22 protein-coding genes and 1 pseudogene are annotated in these 21,148 nt (G+C 52.5%); 10 read left to right on the top strand and 13 right to left on the bottom strand.

All coding sequences use genetic code 11. The features are described from left to right. Positions 1-63 precede the first annotated feature (63 nt). Positions 64-711, top strand: a complete 648-nt coding sequence (locus tag OGX84_RS08415) for a hypothetical protein (protein WP_286457813.1) — start codon at positions 64-66, stop codon at positions 709-711. A 63-nt stretch (positions 712-774) separates the two neighbouring features. On the opposite strand, the gene fdhF is transcribed toward OGX84_RS08415, so the two are convergent. Further along, positions 775-2,922, bottom strand: coding sequence for a formate dehydrogenase subunit alpha (gene fdhF, locus OGX84_RS08420; RefSeq protein ID WP_286457815.1), 2,148 nt, complete (start codon positions 2,920-2,922; stop codon positions 775-777). Between the two features lie 466 nt (positions 2,923-3,388). Between fdhF and OGX84_RS08425 the strand changes: the two genes are divergently transcribed. Continuing rightward, a complete protein-coding gene (locus tag OGX84_RS08425; RefSeq protein WP_012132684.1) occupies positions 3,389-3,637 on the top strand; it encodes a GlsB/YeaQ/YmgE family stress response membrane protein in 249 nt (82 codons plus the stop codon). Positions 3,638-3,776: 139 nt separating this feature from the next. Here OGX84_RS08425 and OGX84_RS08430 read toward each other — a convergent pair whose 3' ends face one another. Continuing rightward, positions 3,777-3,875 carry a YoaK family small membrane protein gene (locus OGX84_RS08430; RefSeq protein ID WP_024130398.1) on the bottom strand — a complete coding sequence of 33 codons (99 nt, stop codon included), beginning with the start codon at positions 3,873-3,875 and terminating at the stop codon, positions 3,777-3,779. A 170-nt stretch (positions 3,876-4,045) separates the two neighbouring features. Here OGX84_RS08430 and OGX84_RS08435 point away from each other — a divergent pair, with 170 nt between their 5' ends. Further along, positions 4,046-4,300 carry a putative hemolysin gene (locus tag OGX84_RS08435; protein ID WP_230011222.1) on the top strand — a complete coding sequence of 85 codons (255 nt, stop codon included), beginning with the start codon at positions 4,046-4,048 and terminating at the stop codon, positions 4,298-4,300. 55 nt (positions 4,301-4,355) lie between these two features. Here OGX84_RS08435 and OGX84_RS08440 read toward each other — a convergent pair whose 3' ends face one another. Further along, on the bottom strand, positions 4,356-4,703 hold the full coding sequence (locus OGX84_RS08440) for a DUF488 domain-containing protein (protein WP_104868746.1): 348 nt from the start codon (positions 4,701-4,703) through the stop codon (positions 4,356-4,358). A 217-nt stretch (positions 4,704-4,920) separates the two neighbouring features. Here OGX84_RS08440 and OGX84_RS08445 point away from each other — a divergent pair, with 217 nt between their 5' ends. Next, positions 4,921-5,628 (top strand): CTP synthase C-terminal region-related (seleno)protein, encoded by a 708-nt coding sequence (locus OGX84_RS08445; RefSeq protein ID WP_286457816.1) that lies wholly within the window; start codon positions 4,921-4,923, stop codon positions 5,626-5,628. A 32-nt stretch (positions 5,629-5,660) separates the two neighbouring features. Here the strand turns inward: OGX84_RS08445 and OGX84_RS08450 are convergent, their stop codons facing one another. Then, complete coding sequence (locus OGX84_RS08450; RefSeq protein WP_286457817.1) at positions 5,661-6,848, bottom strand: CynX/NimT family MFS transporter; 1,188 nt, start codon at positions 6,846-6,848, stop codon at positions 5,661-5,663. A 99-nt stretch (positions 6,849-6,947) separates the two neighbouring features. Between OGX84_RS08450 and OGX84_RS08455 the strand changes: the two are divergent. After that, positions 6,948-7,737, top strand: a pseudogene (locus OGX84_RS08455) (AraC family transcriptional regulator); the annotation flags it as partial. Here OGX84_RS08455 and OGX84_RS08460 read toward each other — a convergent pair. Further along, entirely contained in the window at positions 7,720-8,166 is a 447-nt protein-coding gene (locus OGX84_RS08460; protein WP_012132677.1) for a DUF441 domain-containing protein, read from the bottom strand. The pseudogene OGX84_RS08455 and the gene OGX84_RS08460 overlap by 18 nt on opposite strands. Before the next feature lie 209 nt (positions 8,167-8,375). On the opposite strand from OGX84_RS08460, the gene yoaI reads away from it, so the two are divergent. After that, positions 8,376-8,480 carry a small membrane protein YoaI gene (yoaI, locus tag OGX84_RS08465; protein WP_096753847.1) on the top strand — a complete coding sequence of 35 codons (105 nt, stop codon included), beginning with the start codon at positions 8,376-8,378 and terminating at the stop codon, positions 8,478-8,480. A gap of 4 nt (positions 8,481-8,484) precedes the next feature. Here the strand turns inward: yoaI and OGX84_RS08470 are convergent, their stop codons facing one another. Continuing rightward, positions 8,485-8,988, bottom strand: coding sequence for a YbaK/prolyl-tRNA synthetase associated domain-containing protein (locus OGX84_RS08470; RefSeq protein ID WP_012132676.1), 504 nt, complete (start codon positions 8,986-8,988; stop codon positions 8,485-8,487). Between the two features lie 45 nt (positions 8,989-9,033). After that, positions 9,034-10,521, bottom strand: coding sequence for a diguanylate cyclase DgcJ (dgcJ, locus tag OGX84_RS08475; RefSeq protein ID WP_012132675.1), 1,488 nt, complete (start codon positions 10,519-10,521; stop codon positions 9,034-9,036). Positions 10,522-10,692: 171 nt separating this feature from the next. Between dgcJ and OGX84_RS08480 the strand changes: the two genes are divergently transcribed. Continuing rightward, on the top strand, positions 10,693-11,463 hold the full coding sequence (locus OGX84_RS08480) for a class I SAM-dependent methyltransferase (protein WP_012132674.1): 771 nt from the start codon (positions 10,693-10,695) through the stop codon (positions 11,461-11,463). 51 nt (positions 11,464-11,514) lie between these two features. Here the strand turns inward: OGX84_RS08480 and OGX84_RS08485 are convergent, their stop codons facing one another. Together OGX84_RS08485 and yeaG are read right to left on the bottom strand one after the other, a co-directional pair. Then, entirely contained in the window at positions 11,515-12,798 is a 1,284-nt protein-coding gene (locus OGX84_RS08485) for a YeaH/YhbH family protein (RefSeq protein ID WP_058669020.1), read from the bottom strand. 204 nt (positions 12,799-13,002) lie between these two features. Continuing rightward, complete coding sequence (gene yeaG, locus OGX84_RS08490; protein WP_012132672.1) at positions 13,003-14,937, bottom strand: protein kinase YeaG; 1,935 nt, start codon at positions 14,935-14,937, stop codon at positions 13,003-13,005. 432 nt (positions 14,938-15,369) lie between these two features. On the opposite strand from yeaG, the gene OGX84_RS08495 reads away from it, so the two are divergent. Continuing rightward, positions 15,370-16,116: a MipA/OmpV family protein gene (locus OGX84_RS08495; RefSeq protein WP_012132670.1), complete on the top strand. Its 747-nt coding sequence runs from the start codon at positions 15,370-15,372 to the stop codon at positions 16,114-16,116. A 209-nt stretch (positions 16,117-16,325) separates the two neighbouring features. Here OGX84_RS08495 and OGX84_RS08500 read toward each other — a convergent pair whose 3' ends face one another. Both OGX84_RS08500 and gapA read right to left on the bottom strand, forming a co-directional pair. Then, complete coding sequence (locus tag OGX84_RS08500) at positions 16,326-17,210, bottom strand: D-hexose-6-phosphate mutarotase (protein WP_112002366.1); 885 nt, start codon at positions 17,208-17,210, stop codon at positions 16,326-16,328. An 84-nt stretch (positions 17,211-17,294) separates the two neighbouring features. Further along, positions 17,295-18,290 (bottom strand): glyceraldehyde-3-phosphate dehydrogenase, encoded by a 996-nt coding sequence (gene gapA / locus OGX84_RS08505; RefSeq protein ID WP_012132666.1) that lies wholly within the window; start codon positions 18,288-18,290, stop codon positions 17,295-17,297. A gap of 341 nt (positions 18,291-18,631) precedes the next feature. Here gapA and msrB point away from each other — a divergent pair, with 341 nt between their 5' ends. Both msrB and OGX84_RS08515 read left to right on the top strand, forming a co-directional pair. Further along, positions 18,632-19,045, top strand: coding sequence for a peptide-methionine (R)-S-oxide reductase MsrB (msrB, locus tag OGX84_RS08510; protein ID WP_047457431.1), 414 nt, complete (start codon positions 18,632-18,634; stop codon positions 19,043-19,045). Positions 19,046-19,086: 41 nt separating this feature from the next. Next, positions 19,087-19,362 (top strand): YeaC family protein, encoded by a 276-nt coding sequence (locus OGX84_RS08515; protein WP_012132664.1) that lies wholly within the window; start codon positions 19,087-19,089, stop codon positions 19,360-19,362. A 104-nt stretch (positions 19,363-19,466) separates the two neighbouring features. Here OGX84_RS08515 and pncA read toward each other — a convergent pair whose 3' ends face one another. Continuing rightward, a complete protein-coding gene (gene pncA / locus OGX84_RS08520; RefSeq protein WP_115626625.1) occupies positions 19,467-20,108 on the bottom strand; it encodes a bifunctional nicotinamidase/pyrazinamidase in 642 nt (213 codons plus the stop codon). A 10-nt stretch (positions 20,109-20,118) separates the two neighbouring features. Further along, positions 20,119-21,135: an asparaginase gene (gene ansA, locus OGX84_RS08525; protein ID WP_049008792.1), complete on the bottom strand. Its 1,017-nt coding sequence runs from the start codon at positions 21,133-21,135 to the stop codon at positions 20,119-20,121. Positions 21,136-21,148: the final 13 nt, after the last annotated feature.

A 21,148-nucleotide genomic window follows, 5' to 3' on the forward strand; every position in this document is an offset into this window, starting at 1 on the left:
TAATGCTCTGGCATTCATAAAATATATGATTGAGCATCAAACACTGAACAGAAAATGACCACCATGAAATTTGATACTCGATTAACCTCGTCGGCTCTCGTCCTTGCGCTTGTTGCGTTGGTTATTCCTTTCACTGCGAACTGGCACGTACCTCTGCTAAATGGCGTCGTGGTGTTATGGATTGAAAATGGGCAGGCGCTATGGCTACTGTTTGGTGCGCTATTTACCGCCTGGTATATCAGGCCGTTGTCTCGCCCTGACGGCGCAAAGCAGTTTTGGCTTTGGGCGGTGGTGTGGTGGCTGGTGTTGTTAGGGCGAAGCACCAGCTGGGGGCGCGACTATTTTCCTGATCATCCTAAAATGATCTTCCGGGGGATTTCCGTCGTCCTGATCGCCGCGCTTGTGCTTCCGGTATTGCTCTCAAAGACTTTGCGCCAGGAAATTGCGCGTCGGCTGCGTGAAGAATCCCTGCCGCTGTGGTTGCTAACTGTTACTGCCTGCGCGTTTTTAATTTCCGATACGGTGGAGCATCATCGGTTACTGGCGCCGCTGTTCCTGCACAGTAAGCAATACACCGATTTGATTGAAGAACTGTATGAATTGCCGTTCATGATCGGGCTTTTTTTGGTTACGCTGACGTTTATGAAACGCGATAAACAAGATGAATATATTGCGTTGCAGACGGCGGAACCGCAGCATGCGGAATATTGAGGTTCGCTGATGAAAACGCCCGGGTTCTTTTTCCCGAACCCGGGCTAACAGGCACAGCGCGGCTTATGCAATTGCCTCGCATAAACGCGACTTCATATCGCTGTACGATTGGGCAGCATGGTTTTCCGCCCAGCGCTGATCGGTAATGGCTTCGACCTTCACGGCGCAGTATTTGGTTTCAGGCGTTTTCGAAATCGGATCAAGATTATCCTGAGTCAGTTCGTTACAGGCGCCTATCCACCATTGATAGGTCATATAGACCGTCCCCTGGTTAATGCGATCTGAAACATCGGCCCGGCTGATGACTTTACCGCGACGTGAACTCACCCACACCAGTTCGCGATGACGAATCCCCAGTTTTTCCGCGTCGTTCGTGTTGATTTGCACGTTGCCAGGTTCATCTGCCAGCGCCTGTAGCGCAGCGCAGTTGCCGGTCATTGAGCGGCAGGAATAGTGTCCCACTTCGCGAACGGTACAGAGCACCATCGGGAACGCATCATCAGGAACTTCCGCCGGAGCCCGCCACGGCGCGGCGAATAACTTGCCTTTGCCGCTGGGCGTATCAAACTGACTATGTGCGTAAAGATACGGTGTGCCGGGGTGATCAAGATCCGGGCACGGCCACTGCACATGCCCCATATCGCCCATTTTTTCCCAGGTGACGCCGTAGAAAAGCGGACACAGTTCGCGCATCTCATCCCAGATGTGCTGGTTACTTTCATAATGCATCGGGTATCCCATTTCGGTCGCCAGCAGACTGATAATCTCCCAGTCGCGCTTCACATCTCCGGTGGGGTCGATGGCTTTTTCAAACCGCTGGAAGCCTCGGTCGGCACAGGTGAAGACGCCTCCGTGTTCGCCCCATGAGGTCGCGGGCAGGAGAACATCCGCCATTTCTGCCGTTTTGGTCATGAAAATATCCTGCACCACGATAAAGTCCAGCGCCTCGAAACCGGCCCGCACCAGCCCCAGGTCGGCCTCGGTTTGCAGCGGATCTTCCCCCATGATGTAGTAGGCTTTAATTTTGCCTTCCATCGCCAGGTGCGGCACCTCGGTAATACGCGTGCCGACGTTGTCATCCATCAGGCTGGCATCGATTCCCCAGGCTTGCGCGAATTTCTCTCTGGCGACTGCATCCGTCACGTCCTGGTAGCCGGGGAACTGGTTAGGCAGAACGCCCATATCGCACGCTCCCTGGACGTTGTTCTGACCGCGTACCGGGCCGACGCCGACGTCAGGACGCCCCAGATTGCCCGTCAGCAGCGCCAGGCTCGATAAACCGCGCACGACGTCGACAGCCTGACCAAACTGGGTCACGCCCATTCCCCACATGACCGTGGCGGAAGGGGCGGCGGCGAATGTTCGCATCGCCTGACGCACCTGCTGGGCAGGGACGCCGGTTAAATGTTCGACGGATTCCGGGGCGTAATCTTTTACGGTCTCCCGGTAGGCCTCCAGTCCTTCCGTGTGCTTTTGTACGTACTCCGTGTCGTAAAGGTGTTCATCAAGCAGAACGTAGCCAAAGGCGTTAACCAGCGCCATATTGCAGCCGTTGTTCAGTTGCAGGTGCTGATCGGCAATACGGGCGGTCTCAATGCGCCGGGGATCGCACACAATAATTTTGGCGCCGTTCTGCCTGGCCTTAATGACTCTGCGCGCGACAATAGGGTGAGAGTCTGCGCAGTTATAGCCGAAAATCAGCAGGCATTTGGAGTTCTCTATATCACTGATGGAGTTACTCATCGCCCCATTACCCAGCGTCTCCTGCAACCCGGCGACGGAAGGGCCGTGGCATACGCGGGCGCAGCAATCGACATTGTTGGTATTGAGTACGGCGCGGGCGAATTTCTGCATGACGTAGTTGGTTTCATTCCCTGTCCCACGGGAAGAGCCTGTCGTCATAATGGCGCGGGGCCCAAAGGTTTCTTTAATGGCGGATAAGCGTTGTGCGGTATAGCGGATCGCTTCATCCCAACTGACGGGGGTAAATTTTCCGCCTTTTTGATAGCGGATCATCGGGCGGGTCAGACGTGGCGTCAGAAGCCGCGTGTCGTTAAGGAAGTCCCAGCCATAGTAGCCTTTCAGGCATAGCTGGTTCTGGTTGGTTACACCCTCTGCGCCTTCGGCACGGATAATTTTGTTATTTTCAACAACAAGCTTGAGCTTGCACCCGGCCCCACAGTACGGGCACACACTGGTGATTTTTTTCATCAATAACAGACCTGTTAAAAGCTGAAATAGCGCGAATTGTAGACGAAGCCGACGCGCGACATGGCGCTGGCTTCGGTTTGTCGTAGCGACGGGCTGTTAAAGCACAAACCGTGCCAGAAACAGAAACTCAGGCGCGGCGGGGCTTGTCTGCGAAAAGATGAAGAAAATGACAGGGGATTCGTCATAAATGACGAGTAAACGTCAAAAAAAAGCCCGCACTCAGTGAGGCGGGCAAAAATACTGGAAGCAATGTGAGCAATGTCGTACTGAATACCTGAGTGATTTGCTCAACTATTCAGTAATGAGAAAGATAATCTTTATCATCTAAACTTGCAACCCCAACTTTTATGGGAGTAAAGAAAAAATAATAAAAGTGACATTTATCACAAATTTCAATTCTCTGATGATGTGCTATTCTTTTTAACGGCGAGTAAACCGCTAACGTACAAACATAAGTGAGGAAAAAATGGGCATTATTTCATGGATTATCTTTGGGCTTATTGCAGGTATTCTGGCGAAGTGGATTATGCCTGGTAAGGATGGCGGCGGATTCTTCATGACGATCATCCTGGGGATCGTCGGTGCCGTGGTAGGGGGATGGATCAGCACGTTCTTCGGGTTTGGCAAAGTTGACGGCTTCAACTTTGGCAGCTTTGCCGTAGCGGTTATCGGCGCGATTGTCGTTCTGTTTATCTACAGAAAAATCAAAAGTTAAGCGACGTAGTTCGTAAGACGAAAAGGCTACCGTTGGTGGCCTTTATTATTTTGATAAGCCCGTTACCACCAGCCCAGTTTGGTTCCTGCCACCGCGATAATCGCGATGCCAATCATGATGAGCGTCGTTTTCTTCATCGTTACGCCCCCGGCGTGGCGTAGCCGCCGATGAAAAACCATGCCAAAAAAGTCACCGCCGTAATGAAAATCACGACAGGAAAAATAATGCCTAACTTCATGCTATCACCCGTTCTCGTTATAGGAAGACGAGCAAGGATAGCAGGGCGTCGTGCGTGACAAAAGATGTTTTAACGTCACGCTTTTCATTCTGATACGCATCGCAAGAAAACATGGAGATACAACGGCAGGCGGGTTAACCTGTCGGGGTGTAATGTTAACGGGAGTTCATATGAGATTCATATTTGTCGCGCTGCCGTGCGCGTTGGCGCTCTCCGCCTGTTCGTCGTCATCCCAGCCCGAGGCGCCGAAACCTCCGCAAATAGGTATGGCAAACCCGGCTGCCGTCTATTGCGAACAGAAGGGCGGTACGCGAGTGCCCGTTCAAAGCCCGCAAGGGGTACGCACGGAATGTAAACTGCCCGGCGGTGAAGTGATTGAAGAGTGGGATCTCTGGCGCAGAGATCATCCTGCCAGCGGTAAGTGACACCCGGCGCATCGCTTTGCGCGTGCGCCGTGTTTTGGCGGATTTTGTGTGCGAATCACAATCCGCGTAGCCAGTCGGCCAGGACAAGTGCGTGATTCTGCTCTGTGTTCTTTGCCGCATATAGCAGGGTCAGCGTCTGCTGGCGGGCAATGTCCGCCAGTCGTTTACCTTCCTGCTTCTGTTGGTCGAGTTCACTCCGGTATTGCGCAGTAAAATTCTTGAAATCAATCACTTCAGAGTGAAAGGCCTTGCGTAATTCAGATGAAGGCGTCAGCGTTTTATCCCACTCGTCAAAGGCCAGATCGGTTTTTTTGACCCCTCGCGGCCACAGCCTGTCAACCAGTACACGGTAGCCGTCGCTTTTTTCTGCCGGGTCGTAGACGCGTTTACACTGAATTTTCATCCTTTTCTCTCCTCAATCCAGGCCATGACTTCATTAATCTGATTGCCGGAAAATCGTGCCGCGTCATGCTGACGTAGCAGGCTGTTTCTGAAACGTAGAACGTCATCACTATAGCACTTCGATCCTCCTCAATTTAAGGGATTGTGATAACAGTAAAAGATCGGTAGTCTGAGGTTCCTTATGTTGTCCCTCATTGCATTGACATAAGGAACGCCTCATGGAACTTTCCCCTGTTAAAGACACGCTACGTATTGCGCTGGTGGGTGATTACAACCCCGATATCGTGGCGCACCAGGCCATCCCCCTTGCTATTGATGATGCGGCCGCCGTGCTGGAGTTAATGGCGGACTATGACTGGCTGACGACGCCCGACATCAATAGTGACGAAGATTTGGTGGGCTATGATGCCATCTGGGTTGTTCCCGGCAGCCCCTATAAAAATACCGAAGGGGCATTGATTGCTATTCGTTATGCCCGTGAAAACAGCATTCCTTTTCTGGGAACCTGCGGCGGATTCCAGCACGCGATCCTCGAGTATGCCCGCAACGTGCTGGGCTGGCGCGATGCGGCGCATGCCGAAACTGATGCTTCCGGTCGGATGGTTATCGCCCCGTTGAGCTGCTCGTTGGTGGAAAAAACGGATGATATCGAACTGAGGGCGAATACGCTGGTCGCCAAAGCCTACGGGCAGGACGTTATCTCCGAAGGGTATCACTGCAACTACGGGGTATCAGAGGATTTTGCCGCTGAACTTGAGAATGGCGATTTGCGGGTTACCGGGTGGGATGAGGCGGGAGACATCCGTGCCGTGGAACTGGTAACGCATCCCTTTTTCATTGGTACGCTTTTTCAACATGAACGTGGCGCGCTGGCGGGCAAACCCGTTCCCTTGGTGCAGGCGATGCTGCGAGCCGCACGGGGATAAAAACAAGGGCAGGTCAATGCCTGCCCGTTCGGTTATTTTGATGCGATCTCCCGATCGCGTCCGGCATAAAGGCCGAATATCGCCATCGCGACCGCCAGAACCGCCACGCCAATTAGCGGGATGTGCCAGTCGCCGTTGGCATCATGAATCTTACCCATCAACGGCGGCCCACATGCCGCCAGCAGATAGCCGACAGATTGCGCCATGCCCGAAAGCGCCGCCGCCTGGTGCGCGGAACTGGCGCGCAGCCCGATAAACGTCAGACCCAAAATCATCGTCGCGCCAGAGCCAAACCCAAACAGAATCGTCCACAGCACCGCCTGTTCCGGCATAAACCAGAACCCGGCCGCGCCGAGAGCGCACATGAGCGATACCAGCGCGGCAATACTGCGCTGATCCTTGAACCGGTGCAGGATGAGCGGAATCAACAGTCCCGGCGCAGCCGTCGCCAGTTGCAGCAGGCCGTGTAGCGATCCGGCCTGCGCTTCACTGTAGCCGTGGCTGATTAAAATCGCGGGTAGCCAGCCGATGATAACGTAATAGATAAGCGAGTTAATGCCGAGGAATAAGGTGACTTGCCAGGCGAGGGAGGATCGCCAGATGCCGCGCGAGTGTAACGCGCGGGAGCTGCTCAGGTTGGCGGTAGCCGTGTTGCGCCACTGCGGCAGCCAGATAAGAAAGGCCAGCAGGGGAAACAGCATCAGCATTAACAGCGCGCCGCGCCAGCCAAAGCCATGCAACGCCAGGGGTACGACCATTGCCGAACCCACCGCTGCTGCGGCGCCCATCGTCAATGAATAGGCGCCGGTCAGTTTTGCCACATGCTGTGAGTAATCGCGTTTAATCAGCCCGGGGAGCAGCACGTTTCCCAGCGCGATACCGCAACCAATAATGGCTGTGCCGGTAAACAGGAAGCTGGCAGAAGGCAGCGAGCGCACGGCAATACCAAAGCAAATCAACAGCATGGCGGCAAACAGGCTACGTTCCATGCCGAACCGGCGCGCAATGTTTGCCGCCAGCGGAGAGACCAGCGCGAAAGCCAGCAAGGGAAGCGTGGTCAGGAGGCCCGTTTGTGCGGTAGTTAGCCCGTAATCCGCACGAATCGTCTCCAGTAACGGCGCAGCGCCAGTGAAGGTAACGCGCAGCGTCGTCGCAATCATCAGAATACCGGCAATCAGTAATGCACCGTTTTTGCCACGTAATGAAGGGGAAATAGTCATTGTTTTCTCATATCAACAGGCGAGGCGATACCTTACCGTTTTTACTCTCTGGATCAATCAAGCTAAAATGACAGTTTATCGCTAAAATCGGACAATATGATGATTGGCCTGAGACTGGATGGCTACGAGCCTGACCTTCACCATGATGCGGCTGTGGCCTTTTGCATTCGCGCTCGCGAAGATGAGCTTTTCAGTCCGCTGCATCACCATCGAAAAGGGCAACTGATCCTGGCGCTGCATGGCGCTATTACCTGCGAAGTAGAAAGCGCCATGTGGATGGTGCCGCCACAGTATGCGGTATGGGTTCCCGGCGAAATTCCCCACAGTAACCACGTCACGGCGGGGGCGGAATTATGTTTTCTGTTTATTGAGCCGGATGCGGTCGTGATGCCGGATCGCTGCTGTACGCTAAAAATAACGCCATTGTGCCGGGAGCTGATTCTGGCGCTTGCCGCGAGAACGGATATTCAGCGTACCGAGCCAATGACGCAGCGCCTGACACAGGTCTTGTTTGATGAGCTTCCGCAACAACCACAGGAGCAGATGCAGCTTCCGGTTTCCGGGCATCCCAAAATACGTCAAATGGTGGAGACGATGGCGCGTGAATCAGCCCGCTGGCAAACGCTGGGGCAGTGGGCGAGCCTGTTCGCCATGAGCGAACGCAATCTTGCCCGATTGGTGGTAAAGGAAACCGGCCTGAGCTTTCGTCGCTGGCGTCACCAGTTGCAGCTTATTCTGGCGTTGCAGGCGCTGATTGACGGACACAGCGTGCAGCACGTCGCCCAAACGCTGGGTTATGATTCAACGACCGCGTTTATCACCATGTTTAAAAAGGGGCTGGGGCAAACGCCGGGTCGTTATCTGGCCGGGCTTACTGCTTCCCAATAATCAGCGACACCAGGCCTGCGGCAATGAGCGGGCCGACCGGCACGCCCCGGAACAGCGCGACGCCCAGTACCGTCCCCACCAGTAAACCCGCGACCAGCTGTGGCTGGCTTCCCATCAGCGTAACGCCGCGCCCGCCCAGCCAGGAGACGAAGACGCCAATGGCGATGGCAACCAGTGATTTCCAGTTGACGAAGGAGTGAATGAGCGTAGAGGGAGGCAGCGAACCGCTGGCGATCGGCGCCATGACGCCGATAGTCAGGATAATGATCCCGACGGTAAGCCCCTGTTTCTCAATCCACGGGAAAAACGTATTGAGTGGGGTAACGCGGACAATGATCAACACCAGAATTGAAACGGCGACAGTGGTGTTATGGCTGATAAAGCCCAGCGCTGCCAGTCCAAGCAGGATCAGCAGAGTGACATCAAACATCGTGGTTTCCTTGCCAGAGAAAGATAAGCCTGCTTACTGTACGCGCAAATACGTGAGTGAACAGGCTTTTTTATCAATAACGGCACATTTTCAGGCGAATGCCTGAGGAGAATTTTCCGGGCAGGCCAGGCTTGCTGTCATTAAATTGCCATTAATTCGATTTATCAATAACAGGTGAGCCGTTTTCTCTGTCGCAACGGGGTGAAACCATGAACGATCATATGCTGATTGAAACGCTGATCATTACCTCATCATTTTTCGCTATTGCCGCGGTGATTGTGATTTCCGTACTGGTGCTGGAAAGACGTTTCTGAGCCGTTATTGCGCTCGGCGAAAGTTGACCAGTTCCGGCTGCGCAATGCGCAGGTAATCGTCGGTATTCATAATGACCGATTTTTCCAGCACGCCGGCGTTAAACGCGATTTCGTTGAAGCGCTCGAACAACAGCGGATCGGCCACCAGCTTCAGGTTAGGGTGGAAGCTAAAAGGGGGAATCGCGCCAAAGACGCAGCCGGTCAGCGCATCCACCTCGGCAGGGCTGGCAAGCGAAGCTCTTAGTCCGCCGAGATGGTTTGCGAGTTGGGCGAGATCGGCCTGCTGGTCAGCGGAAAGGATCGCCAGGACATGTTGATTGACGCCATTGCCTTTCACTTTACACACCAGCGCTTTTGCCCCCTGGCCTAGTGCGGTGCCGCGAATTTCCGAAACCGCTTCGCACTTACCGACCGCCTCGTGACTGAGTACACGATAAGTGGCGCCTTCCTGCGATAAAAGGGTAATCAAACGCTGGTGAGCCGTGATTCCCTTAGCGACTTCATTCATTATTCACTCCCAATATTGCGATGAAGTTTCAACGGCAAAAGGGTATCACAAACGTGCATGATTTTGTTGTTTGTTGAGATAGAGTTGCTCATCAGAGGCCTTGTATGCGTCCTGGATCGTATCCTCAGGTTGCATATGATAAAGTCCAGCGGAAAAACTAATCACCTTATCTGGCGCGATGATTCGCAACTTATTGGCAATACGCTCAGGTAAAGTTGTTGCCGGTACAACTGAATCGATAAGAATTACACAAAATTCATCACCTCCCAGTCTTATTGCGTAATCAGTTTTACGCACCGATGCTTCAATGGCTTTTGCCAGCAATGTAATTGTGCGATCGCCTTCCTGATGCCCCTGCGTGTCGTTAATGACTTTCAACCTATCCAGATCGATGGCGATAAACGTCACGGAGGTGCCTGTGTTGACCAGTCGCTGCAAACGCTGTTCAAGCTGCGGTGTCAGGATTTTACGGTTATAGAGGCCGGTCATCGCATCGCTGATATTTTCACGATTGACATTATGGTAAAGGCGAAAATGCATTCTGACCATGTTCAGTAACGTAGCGGTAACGAGCAGGTAAAAGGCGAACAGTTTCCACGATGAGACAATAAAATACAGGATGTCGAGAGATAATGTGACACGGATTCCGCCTGGCAGGTCGTGAACATAATTAACATAATTAAAGAGGTTATTTTCGCTCTGATGGACAATGATTTTTTTCTCTGAATTCAGGTCGAATAGAGTCGCGTCCAGATAGCGCCAGACCAGTGGACGATCCTGAGTGTAAAAAATATTCTTCAGGTTATCCTGGTTAATATCCACCATTACTATGCCTTTTAACTTTCCATGTAGATAAACGGGAGTTAAAAAACTCATCACATTTTTTTCAGTAAGATCGTCCTGATAAATGCTTGAGAGCACTGTTCGCCCTGTGAATTGACCATCAATATCGTTACGGTTGATTCCCAGTGTTCCTTTTCGCAGAAAAGACCAGTGGTGCATAAAAAATTGTCTGGAGTCAATCAGGTTATAGAAATAGACGTAGCGTTTTTTAATATCCAGATAGTAGTGGAATTTATCTTCTACAGTGCCCAGCCCTTTACCATAATCCTTCTGGTTACGATTCGCGGCCACCGCCTGATCAAAAGCGAACAACAGAGGAGCGTCGTCAGCTACGATCGCGCAGTTTGCCTCGGCGGTTTGCAGTGTTCCATGTAGCGATGGGTTATTATGAGTGGTGAGATTGATGCCGTGGGTATTGCGACCTGTTTCAAATCCGCGGCATAACGCATATTGTTGTTCATCGGATGGCGGTGTTTTGGGCTCCGTGAACGTGCGCATTAAATGAGCTGCAATGCTCTGATTCTGGTACTTGTCATACAAAAATGAAGAGTCTGCCTTTTCGATGATATAGCCCATATAGGCATTCATCGCCCTGTCACTGGCGATCAGTTCATAAGCCAGAAAAGAGGACGTCAGTACAATGACGCTTGCGGAGATAAAGAGCCTGAGCGCTTTATGATGCAATTTCATGATGAATAACAGTTTTCAAAGGGCGACGCTTCAGTTTATCACAGTGGCGATGTTCTCTCTAACAGCGCCTTCGTCCTCTTTTGTGTTATGAAATAAAAATCATTCTCATACTTCCCCTTTTTCTCTTAATGTTGTATTTATAATGCAACTTATCAGGAAGGAGGGTGCGCGATGAGTGCGAATGAAAAAGCGGGCCATACGTTTTTAGCTAGCCTGGGCAAAACCCGTCTGCGTCCGGGCGGCATTGAGGCGACGGAGTGGCTGTTCAGCCAGTCTCAGCTGACGCCGGGCAGCCAGGTGCTGGAAGTGGCATGCAATATGGCGACGACCGCCATTGAGTTGGTGCAACGTTTTGGTTGTTCGGTCTACGCCATCGATATGGATAAAAACGCGCTGGCAAACGCGCGGAACAATGTTGCGGCGCACGGGCTGGAAAATCACATCCATGTCATGGCCGCCAATGCCAACAGCTTACCCTTTGCCGATAACAGTTTCGATGTCGTGATTAACGAGGCCATGCTCACCATGTATGCCGACAAAGCGAAAGCAAAGCTGATCGGTGAATATTATCGGGTTCTGAAGCCGGGTGGCCGTCTCTTAACGCACGATATTATGCTGACCAGCCAGAAGCTGGCGGAAGGTGAGCAGAACCAGCTTCAGCATGTGGTGAAATCGAATGTAAGCCCGATGACCAAACAAGGCTGGCGCGATCTGTTGCTGGATTCCGGGTTTGAGCAGGTTTTACAGCAAAACGGTGAAATGTCGCTGATGTCTCCGCGAGGGTTGATTCGCGATGAAGGGCTGAAAGGGGCGCTTAAAATTGTTTATAACGGGCTGTGCATCCGTGACAATCGCAGCCGTTTTATCAAGATGTTTCGCTTCTTTAAATCACAGCGCCATCAGTTGAATTACATTGTCTGCTGTTCGGTTAAGGGGAAATAAAGAAAAGCCAGAACAGGGTTCTGGCTTTTTACTGACCTGACGGACTGATTTCTAGTCTTTACTTGTCGTACTTTGTTTCTGGAACAGTTCACGGAAGACCGGATAGATATCATCCTGGTCGCGGATATGCTGCATCGCAAAGTTATCAAAGGTCGATTGCAGATGCTCATATTCGCGCCATAAGGTCTGGTGGGCGCGGCGGGTGATTTCGATATAGCTGTAATAGCGCACCACCGGCAGCAGTTTTTTCGCCAGAATCTCATGACACAGCGGAGAGTCATCTGCCCAGTTATCGCCATCCGAAGCCTGCGCCGCGTAGATATTCCACTGCGCCGGGTCGTAGCGATCTTTCACTACCTCATCCATCAATTTCAGGGCGCTGGAGACGATAGTGCCCCCGGTTTCCTGGGAGTAGAAGAACTCATGTTCATCCACCTCTTTTGCCTGCGTATGGTGGCGGATATAGACCACTTCAACGTTCTTATAGGTTCGGCTGAGGAACAGGTAGAGCAGGATATAAAAACGTTTGGCCATATCTTTGGTGGCCTGATCCATCGAGCCGGATACGTCCATCAGGCAGAACATCACGGCCTGGCTGGAAGGGTCAGGGCGCTTTTCATAATTTTTGTAGCGTAAATCAAAGGTGTCGATAAAGGGGACACGGTCGATTTTTGCCCGCAGTTCGGCAATCTCTTTACGTAGCCGCTCCTCTTCCAGCAACTGCGCGGGTTCGCTTTTGGTGATGATGTCCAGGTCGTCCTCAAGCGCGCGCAGCTCCCGACGTTTACCCGCAGTCATCGCCGTGCGGCGCGCCAGAGAGTTTTGCAGGGAACGCACCACGCTGATGTTGGCCGGAACGCCGTTGGAGGTAAAACCCGCGCGGTGGGTTTTATACTCAGTAAGCTGCCGTTGCTGATTTTTTTTCAGATTAGGCAGCGCTAAATCTTCAAAGAGCAGATCCAGATACTCATCTTTGGAAATCTGAAAGACGAATTCATCCTGACCCTCACCATCCTGACTGGCCTGGCCTTGCCCACTCCCGGAACCACCGCCGCCACCTTGTGGACGCTCAATGCGATCGTTCTGTACGAAATGATCGTTGCCGGGGTGTACGCGATGGCGCAAGCCGCCCCGTCCCTGATGAAACATCGGTTCGCTGATGTCATCCGTCGGGATTGAAACGGACTCGCCGCTCTCTACATCGGTCACCGAACGTTTATTAATGGCCTCGGAGATCGACTGTTTAATTTGCGCTTTATAACGGCGTAAGAAGCGCTGGCGGTTCACCATGCTCTTGTTTTTACCGTTAAGACGCCGGTCAATAAACCAGGTCATAAGCCCCCCGTACTGCATTTGCCAACTTACGCTTCATCCTTCAAGTTGTCTCTGCGTTGGCTGTATTCGCTCACCCCAGTCACGTACTTATGTACGCTCCTGGGGATTCACTCATTTGCCGCCTTGATACCTCTTGAATGATTTCGCGTACAAAAGAATTGTTGGCCCGGTAAACGGATAAAATTTTCCGGGCCATTTATGCTGTTAAGACGATTTACGTACGCGCAGATACCATTCGCACAGCAGGCGAACCTGCTTACGGGTATAACCTTTCTCCATCATGCGGTCGACAAAATCGTCGTGTTTTTTCTGCTCGTCGGTTGAGGTTTTCGCGTTAAACGAAATCACCGGCAGCAGCTCCTCGGTATTCGAGAACATTTTCTTCTCAATAACCGTGCGCAGTTTTTCGTAACTGGTCCAGTTTGGATTGCGACCGCTGTTATTCGCTCTGGCACGCAGAACGAAGTTGACGATCTCGTTACGGAAATCTTTCGGGTTGCTGATGCCCGCCGGTTTTTCGATTTTCTCCAGTTCAGCGTTCAGTGACTCGCGGTCAAAGAGCTGGCCGGTATCCGGGTCGCGATATTCCTGATCCTGAATCCAGAAATCCGCATAGGTGACATAACGATCAAAAATGTTCTGTCCGTACTCGGAATAGGATTCCAGATAGGCGGTCTGGATCTCTTTGCCAATAAACTCGGCGTATTTCGGGATCAGATAACCTTTCAGGAACTCCAGATAGCGCTCAGCCAGCTCCTGCGGGAACTGTTCGCGCTCGATTTGCTGCTCCAGTACGTAGAACAAATGCACCGGGTTGGCGGCCACTTCGGCATGGTCAAAGTTAAACACGCGGGAGAGGATCTTAAACGCGAAACGCGTGGACAGACCGTTCATCCCTTCATCGACGCCGGCGTAGTCCCGGTATTCCTGATAGGACTTCGCTTTCGGGTCGGTATCTTTCAGGCTTTCGCCATCATAGACGCGCATTTTCGAGTAGATGCTCGAGTTTTCCGGCTCTTTCAGACGAGAAAGAATCGAGAAGCGCGACAGGGTTTCCAGCGTACCCGGCGCGCATGGCGCATGAGTCAGCTCACTGTGATTCAGCAGCTTCTCGTAGATTTTGATCTCTTCGGAAATGCGTAAGCAATACGGCACCTTCACGATGTAAACACGGTCGAGGAAGGCTTCGTTATTTTTGTTGTTGCGGAAAGTCACCCATTCGGATTCGTTCGAGTGGGCAAGAATAATACCGTTAAACGGCAGGGCGGAGATACCTTCCGTCCCGTTGTAGTTACCTTCCTGAGTGGCGGTCAGCAGAGGATGCAGCACTTTAATCGGTGCTTTAAACATCTCGACGAACTCCATGATCCCCTGGTTAGCGCGGCACAGCGCGCCGGAATAGCCATAGGCATCCGGGTCGTTTTGCGCGTGGTGTTCGAGTTTACGAATATCCACCTTGCCGACCAGCGCGGAAATATCCTGGTTGTTTTCATCGCCGGGTTCTGTTTTGGCGATAGCAATCTGTTCCAGAATGGACGGCCAGACTTTGATGACGCGGAATTTGGTAATATCCCCGCCGAACTCATGCAGACGTTTCGCGGCCCACGGCGACATAATGGTGCCGAGATAGCGGCGCGGAATGCCGTACTCTTTTTCCAGAATCTGCGCGTCCTCCTGCGGATTAAACAGGCATAACGGGTGATCGTTTACCGGACTACGCTCACCGTTGGCGCTCAGAACATAAATAGGCACATGCTGCATCAAAGATTTCAGTCGCTCGGCCAGCGACGATTTACCGCCCCCTACAGGCCCCAACAGATACAGGATCTGTTTCTTCTCTTCCAGCCCCTGAGCCGCGTGTTTCAGATAAGAGACAATCTGTTCAATCGCGTCTTCCATGCCGTAAAACTCTTCGAATGCGGGATAGCGAGCGATGACCCGGTTCGAAAAGAGTCGAGAAAGTCGAGGTTCCTGGGCAGTATCGACCATGACAGGCTCACCAATAGCCATCAGTAGCCGCTCTGCCGCGTTGGCATAAGCACTGCGATCTTGCCGACAAGTGGTAAGAAACTCCTGCAGTGTGAACTCTTCGTCCTTGGCAGCTTCATAGCGCTGGCGATAGTGATCGAATATATTCATGGTATGCCGTCCTTTCGTTTTTTAGCACATGGTAAGAGCCGTTCATATGAATAGTAGAGGCTCCCGGAAGAGGTAACTGAACGACGTCTCTACTGATAAACAGCAACTCTCATGCCACAACGCAGAGCAAGAGATCAACGTGCCCGGTGATACACCTTCTTAAAATTAAGCGTAGATGGCATTTGCAAAACTTGCCTGTGCGCATAAATGAATTTCAATGGCATATCAATAACTCATCCGCTAAAAGTGCATGGTTATGTAAAGAAAAGAGATGAAAGTCATCCCGAGTTCATCCGACTGCAAGCAAACTGTCATCCACTATTGAGAAATTAACCGGTTACAGAGAGTGAAACGAATAAGTAAAATAGTTGGGTTGAAACGTATTGGCAGTTACACTTTTGGCGCTAAACATTTGAATAAGGAATATGGATTGTGACCAAACTCAAACTTCTGGCATTTGGCGTGCTTATCGCCACATCAGCTGGCGTAGCGCAAGCTGAAAACGACTTGACGCTGGGCGCTGGCGTTGGTGTGGTTGAACATCCTTACAAAGATTACGATGCTGATGTGTATCCGGTGCCGGTTATCAACTATGAAAGTGATAACTTCTGGTTCCGGGGACTGGGCGGCGGATACTACCTGTGGAACGACAAAGCGGATAAATTGTCGATTACCGCGTACTGGTCTCCGCTGTACTTTAAGCCAGGCGACAGCGACGATCGCCGACTGCGTGAACTCGACAAGCGTAAGAGCACCATGATGGCGGGCCTGTCTTACATCCACAATACCGAATACGGTTTCCTGCGCACCACGCTGGCGGGCGATACGCTGGATAACAGCAACGGCATCGTGTGGGATCTGGCCTGGTTGTACCGCTATACCAATGGCGCGCTGACGCTGACGCCGGGTATTGGCGTGCAGTGGAACAGCGAAAACCAGAACGAATACTACTATGGCGTTTCGCGCAAAGAGTCCTCGCGCAGCGGCCTGCGTAGCTACGATCCAGAAAGCGGCTGGAACCCGTACCTGGAAATCAGCGCTAACTACAACTTCCTCGGGGACTGGAGCGTTTACGGTACAGCGCGTTATACCCGTTTGTCGGATGAAGTGACCGACAGCCCGATGGTTGATAAATCCTGGACCGGCCTAATCTCAACCGGGATCACCTATAAGTTCTGATTGTGCATTTTTACAGTGCAATTCGTGCATCAAAACAGGGCGCTTGCGCTCTGTTTTGCTTTGCGGTGGTGCATTGATGGGGAGGATGCGATGACAGGACGTGGTACATGGGTGAGAATGCCAGCGCAGAGATGTACGCAGACAGCGGCGCCGACAGGTTGCAGGCCGGATAAGATGCGTCAGCATCGTTATCCGGCATCAGTCAACCCTTAACGTTTTGCGACGCGAATTGTTTGCACCAGGCGAGACGGTTTTTCTTCGCTGGCTTTTTGCGGCGCGGTGGCGTAAGCCGTTTCCACACAGACAAAGGTTTTGTAGCCATCATCCGGCATGTCGCCCATGCTGGCGGCGAGTGCCGGGCCAGGGTTCCATCCCACAACGTTAATGTTGTGATGGTGGATGACGTCAATGTTGCGGTTCAGCGCATCATCATGGATAACGCTACAGGCTTCCGGGTTCAGGTAAACGCGGTCAGTACGATCCGGGAACGTCTGGACGCCGTCTGCCAGCACATCTTCTTTGGCGTCGTTCACTTTATCAATGAAACGGTCGCCAAGGCCGCTGACCTTAACTGCGGCGATATCGCCGACGTTAAAGTAGGTGTGCAGGGCAGATGTGGTTTCGAATTCGCCGTGGGCTTCCAGTTCGATCTCACAGGTTTTACCCACTTTGAAGCGCGCAAGCAGGGTGAAATCGTGCGGCCAGTACTGGCGAGTCGCCTCACTGCTCTGTAGTTCAAATGTCAGTACCGCGCCGTTGTCGTCTTCGTTGTGGGCTTTCAGCGCCCACGGCAGGTTACGGGCAAAGCCGTGAGACGGCAGACCCTGCTGCGCAGAGGGGCCAAACCACGGCCAGCAGATCGGTACGCCGCCACGCAGCGCAACGCCTGTTTTAAACGGCGTGTTGTTGCTCAGCCACAGCACTTCTTCGGCGCCTGCTGGTTTCCAGGAGAGCAAATGTGCGCCCTGGAGTGCAAAAGACGCCCTAACTTGCGGGTGATCGACGACGATCACGTCAAGCTCGTCGAGCTGGCGGCGGGAGAGGACAGGGGTAATTTGTTCGATGACCGGGAGAGCGAAAATTGTGTTAATCATGATGCAATCCTTGGAGTTGAAAACTCTTAGCCATAAAAAAAGGCGACCGGAGGTCGCCTTTTGGGATCAATTTCTCATCTCAACTTATTTGGAGATGTGAGCAATCAGATCCAGAACTTTGTTGGAGTAGCCGGTTTCGTTGTCGTACCAGGAGACCAGTTTCACGAAGTTGTCGTTCAGCGCGATACCTGCTTTAGCATCGAACACGGAAGTGCATACTTCGCCGTTGAAATCGGTAGATACTACGTCGTCTTCGGTGTAACCCAGAACGCCTTTCATCGGGCCTTCGGAAGCAGCTTTGATCGCTTTCTTAATGTCTTCGTAAGAAGCCGCTTTTTCCAGACGAACGGTCAGGTCAACAACGGATACGTTCGGAGTCGGAACGCGGAACGCCATACCAGTCAGTTTGCCGTTCAGTTCCGGCAGCACTTTACCTACCGCTTTAGCAGCACCGGTAGAGGACGGGATGATGTTCTGAGCCGCGCCACGGCCGCCGCGCCAGTCTTTGTGAGACGGGCCGTCAACGGTTTTCTGAGTAGCGGTGGTCGCGTGAACGGTGGTCATCAGACCTTCGATGATACCGAAGTTGTCGTTGATAACTTTAGCCAGCGGCGCCAGGCAGTTGGTGGTGCAGGATGCGTTGGAAACGATGTCCTGGCCTTCGTATTTGTCAAAGTTAGCGCCTTTAACAAACATCGGAGTGTTGTCTTTGGACGGGCCCGTCAGAACCACTTTTTTCGCGCCAGCAGTGATGTGCTTACGTGCGGTTTCGTCAGTCAGGAAGATACCGGTAGCTTCAGCAACTACGTCAACACCAACTTCGTCCCATTTCAGGTTAGCCGGATCACGTTCAGCGGTAACACGGATTTTTTTACCGTTAACGATCAGATGACCGTCTTTCACTTCAACGGTGCCATCGAAACGACCGTGAGTGGAGTCATATTTCAGCATGTAAGCCATGTATTCAGCGTCTAACAGATCGTTGATTGCAACAATCTCAATGTCAGAACGTTTCTGAGCAGCACGGAAAACAATGCGACCGATACGGCCAAAACCGTTGATACCTACTTTGATAGTCATATATTCCACCAGCTATTTGTTAGTGAATAAAAGGTTGCCTGTAAAATTACAAAAACCTTACGCAGCGTCAAGCGGAATCGTGTCAATCATTGCGACAAATCAATCCTCTGTACAAGCTTTGCACGGCTGACTCGCCTCACTCTTCCTTTCGGCTTGAAACCACATGGGGGCGGCGCCCCGAATTTTAAAGGGCAACTGAGATAAAAACGTGATTCCGATCACGATTCATAAGCTGCCATTTCGCAAGGATCAAGTTTAGAACAAAAGTTCACACTGGGGTGTTAATGTTTTGTTAGAATCGGTCACGCAATGTGAGTATGGCTAAAGCGAGATGTGAGCAAATGGCTAATCAACCCTCTGCGGAAGATCTGAAAAAAAAGTTGTCCGAAATGCAATTCTACGTGACGCAGAATCACGGTACAGAACCGCCATTTACCGGGCGTTTACTGCATAATAAGCGTGATGGCGTCTACCACTGTCTGGTCTGCGACGCGCCGCTGTTTCATTCCCAAACCAAGTATGATTCCGGCTGCGGCTGGCCGAGCTTTTACGAGCCGGTCAGTGAAGAGTCTATCCGTTACATTAAGGACTTTTCCCACGGGATGCAGCGTATAGAAATTCGCTGCGGCAACTGTGATGCGCACCTGGGACATGTCTTTTCGGATGGCCCACAGCCGACGGGTGAGCGTTATTGCGTCAATTCGGCCTCATTAAGCTTCACCGATGATGAAAACGGCGAACAAACTAAGGGCTGAAAAAACGATTCAGCAAATTATTCCACAGGAGCGGACTTATCATGAATCTTGATGAGATGATCGACAGCATGACGCCGGAAGTTTATCAGCGCTTATCTACCGCCGTTGAGCTGGGAAAATGGCCGGACGGCGTTGCGCTGACGCCGGAGCAAAAAGAGAACAGCATGCAACTGGTGATGCTCTGGCAGGCGCGGCACAATACCGACGCGCAGCATATGACCATTGATACCAACGGTCAGATGGTGATGAAAAGTAAGCAGCAGTTGAAAGAGGATTTTGGCATTGCGCCAAAATCGATTGCGACGCTGAAACTGTAATGTAGCCTTTTTTGTTGGTAGCCTGATGGCGCTTCGCTTATCAGGCCTACAAAGCGATGACCAGTAGGCCTGATAAGCGAAGCGCCATCAGGTAGTAAGAACACCTAACCCTGCGTCTCTTCCCAGTCAGCCAGCGTATACAGCGTGGCGCCGGCGGCCGCCATCTCCATAAAGGCGTGCGCGCTGTCCTGCGGCTGAATATTCACGCCGCGACAGCCGTCGGTAATCACATTCACCGTATAACCCAGTTGCAGCGCATCCAGCACGGTAAACTTCACGCAGTAATCGGTCGCCAGCCCCATCACGATCAGCGTCTGTACGCCGTTCTCACGAAGCCAGGCGTCCAGGGCGGTTTTCTGGCGGCGTCCGTTATCAAAAAAGGCGCTGTAGCTGTCCACCTGCGGATTCTCGCCTTTATGGAAAACCGCATCGATGGCGTTCTGCCTGAGCAGGGGATGCAAGGCCGCGCCGTCGCTATTTTGTACGCAGTGATCGGGCCAGAAGGTTTGCGCTAAACCGTCCAGTTGTCCCTGGCTGTAGGGCTGCGCCTGATGCTGGCTGGCGAAACTGCCGTGTCCGGCAGGATGCCAGTCCTGGCTGGCGATCACCGCGTCGCCGCGCGCTTTACACCAGGCGATAAGACGGTTTGCTACGTCCACGGTGCTGTCGCCTTCAGGGACGGCCAGTGCGCCGCCGGCGCAAAAATCATTCTGCAAATCAACCAGCAGTAAGGCCCGGGTCGTCATGAAAAGCTCCTTATTCGTCTGGCGTCAGTTCACCGCGCAGATTTTGCGTCATCGCGGTACGAATGGTCTGTGTATCCAGATTCTGGCTTAACAAGTAGTGCAGCTTAGTCAGCGTTGCTTCAACGGTCATATCCGCGCCGCCGATCACGCCCGCATGCGCCAGCGCGTTGCCGGTGGCATACCCACCCATATTCACCTTGCCGGACATGCATTGCGTCAGGTTAACCACCACGATACCGCGTGAACTCGCATCCTCCAGTTCTTTGAGGAACTCTTTGTTCTGCGGCGCGTTGCCGACGCCGTAAGAACGCAGGATCAGCGCTTTTACCGGCTGGCGCAGGAAGTTACGTACCACTTCGGCAGAAATTCCCGGATAAATGGTGACGACGCCAATAGGCTGCGGCGTGATTGGGTGAACAATCAGCTCGCCTTCGCCGTGCGGTGCGGGCGGCGTACTTAAGCGACGGATATGAATTCCGGCTTCCAGCAGCGGCTGAAGGTTGGGGGAGGCGAACGCGTCAAAGCCATCGGCATGCGCTTTTGTCGTGCGGTTGCCGCGAAACAGCCGATTATTGAAAAAGAGGGTGACCTCATTGATGGGGTAATTCGCGGCGACATACAGGGCATTCAGCAGATTAATCTGCCCATCGGAGCGCAGCTCCGCCAGCGGGATTTGTGACCCTGTCACAATTACCGGCTTACCCAGATTCTCCAGCATGAAGGAGAGCGCCGAGGCGGTGAACGCCATCGTGTCCGTGCCGTGGAGGATGACAAAGCCGTCATAGTCGGCGTAACGCGCTTTGATGTCTTCTGCGATATGCTGCCAGTCTTCCGGCGTCATATCGGATGAGTCCATCAGCGGGGCATATTCATGAATGGTGAAGTCCGGCATTTCCGGGCGGTGAAATTCGGGCATCAGCGCCAGCTGGCGCTGGAGATGGCCTGATACCGGAATGTAACCCTGTTCCGAGCGCTGCATACCAATCGTACCGCCGGTATAGGCAACGTAAATCGATTTCTTCTGCATGGCAATGTTCTTA

Origin of the sequence: Citrobacter sp. CK202, assembly GCF_030333225.1 — a bacterium.
Taxonomy (GTDB): domain Bacteria; phylum Pseudomonadota; class Gammaproteobacteria; order Enterobacterales; family Enterobacteriaceae; genus Citrobacter_B; species Citrobacter_B koseri.

Excerpts from the sequence above, each read along its gene's own strand:
- OGX84_RS08415 (WP_286457813.1), top strand. The coding sequence starts at position 64 with ATGAAATTTGATACTCGATTAACCTCGTCGGCTCTCGTCCTTGCGCTT.
- fdhF (WP_286457815.1), bottom strand. The coding sequence starts at position 2,922 with ATGAAAAAAATCACCAGTGTGTGCCCGTACTGTGGGGCCGGGTGCAAG.
- OGX84_RS08425 (WP_012132684.1), top strand. The coding sequence starts at position 3,389 with ATGGGCATTATTTCATGGATTATCTTTGGGCTTATTGCAGGTATTCTG.
- OGX84_RS08430 (WP_024130398.1), bottom strand. The coding sequence starts at position 3,875 with ATGAAGTTAGGCATTATTTTTCCTGTCGTGATTTTCATTACGGCGGTG.
- OGX84_RS08435 (WP_230011222.1), top strand. The coding sequence starts at position 4,046 with ATGAGATTCATATTTGTCGCGCTGCCGTGCGCGTTGGCGCTCTCCGCC.
- OGX84_RS08440 (WP_104868746.1), bottom strand. The coding sequence starts at position 4,703 with ATGAAAATTCAGTGTAAACGCGTCTACGACCCGGCAGAAAAAAGCGAC.
- OGX84_RS08445 (WP_286457816.1), top strand. The coding sequence starts at position 4,921 with ATGGAACTTTCCCCTGTTAAAGACACGCTACGTATTGCGCTGGTGGGT.
- OGX84_RS08450 (WP_286457817.1), bottom strand. The coding sequence starts at position 6,848 with ATGACTATTTCCCCTTCATTACGTGGCAAAAACGGTGCATTACTGATT.
- OGX84_RS08460 (WP_012132677.1), bottom strand. The coding sequence starts at position 8,166 with ATGTTTGATGTCACTCTGCTGATCCTGCTTGGACTGGCAGCGCTGGGC.
- yoaI (WP_096753847.1), top strand. The coding sequence starts at position 8,376 with ATGAACGATCATATGCTGATTGAAACGCTGATCATTACCTCATCATTT.
- OGX84_RS08470 (WP_012132676.1), bottom strand. The coding sequence starts at position 8,988 with ATGAATGAAGTCGCTAAGGGAATCACGGCTCACCAGCGTTTGATTACC.
- dgcJ (WP_012132675.1), bottom strand. The coding sequence starts at position 10,521 with ATGAAATTGCATCATAAAGCGCTCAGGCTCTTTATCTCCGCAAGCGTC.
- OGX84_RS08480 (WP_012132674.1), top strand. The coding sequence starts at position 10,693 with ATGAGTGCGAATGAAAAAGCGGGCCATACGTTTTTAGCTAGCCTGGGC.
- OGX84_RS08485 (WP_058669020.1), bottom strand. The coding sequence starts at position 12,798 with ATGACCTGGTTTATTGACCGGCGTCTTAACGGTAAAAACAAGAGCATG.
- yeaG (WP_012132672.1), bottom strand. The coding sequence starts at position 14,937 with ATGAATATATTCGATCACTATCGCCAGCGCTATGAAGCTGCCAAGGAC.
- OGX84_RS08500 (WP_112002366.1), bottom strand. The coding sequence starts at position 17,210 with ATGATTAACACAATTTTCGCTCTCCCGGTCATCGAACAAATTACCCCT.
- gapA (WP_012132666.1), bottom strand. The coding sequence starts at position 18,290 with ATGACTATCAAAGTAGGTATCAACGGTTTTGGCCGTATCGGTCGCATT.
- msrB (WP_047457431.1), top strand. The coding sequence starts at position 18,632 with ATGGCTAATCAACCCTCTGCGGAAGATCTGAAAAAAAAGTTGTCCGAA.
- OGX84_RS08515 (WP_012132664.1), top strand. The coding sequence starts at position 19,087 with ATGAATCTTGATGAGATGATCGACAGCATGACGCCGGAAGTTTATCAG.
- pncA (WP_115626625.1), bottom strand. The coding sequence starts at position 20,108 with ATGACGACCCGGGCCTTACTGCTGGTTGATTTGCAGAATGATTTTTGC.
- ansA (WP_049008792.1), bottom strand. The coding sequence starts at position 21,135 with ATGCAGAAGAAATCGATTTACGTTGCCTATACCGGCGGTACGATTGGT.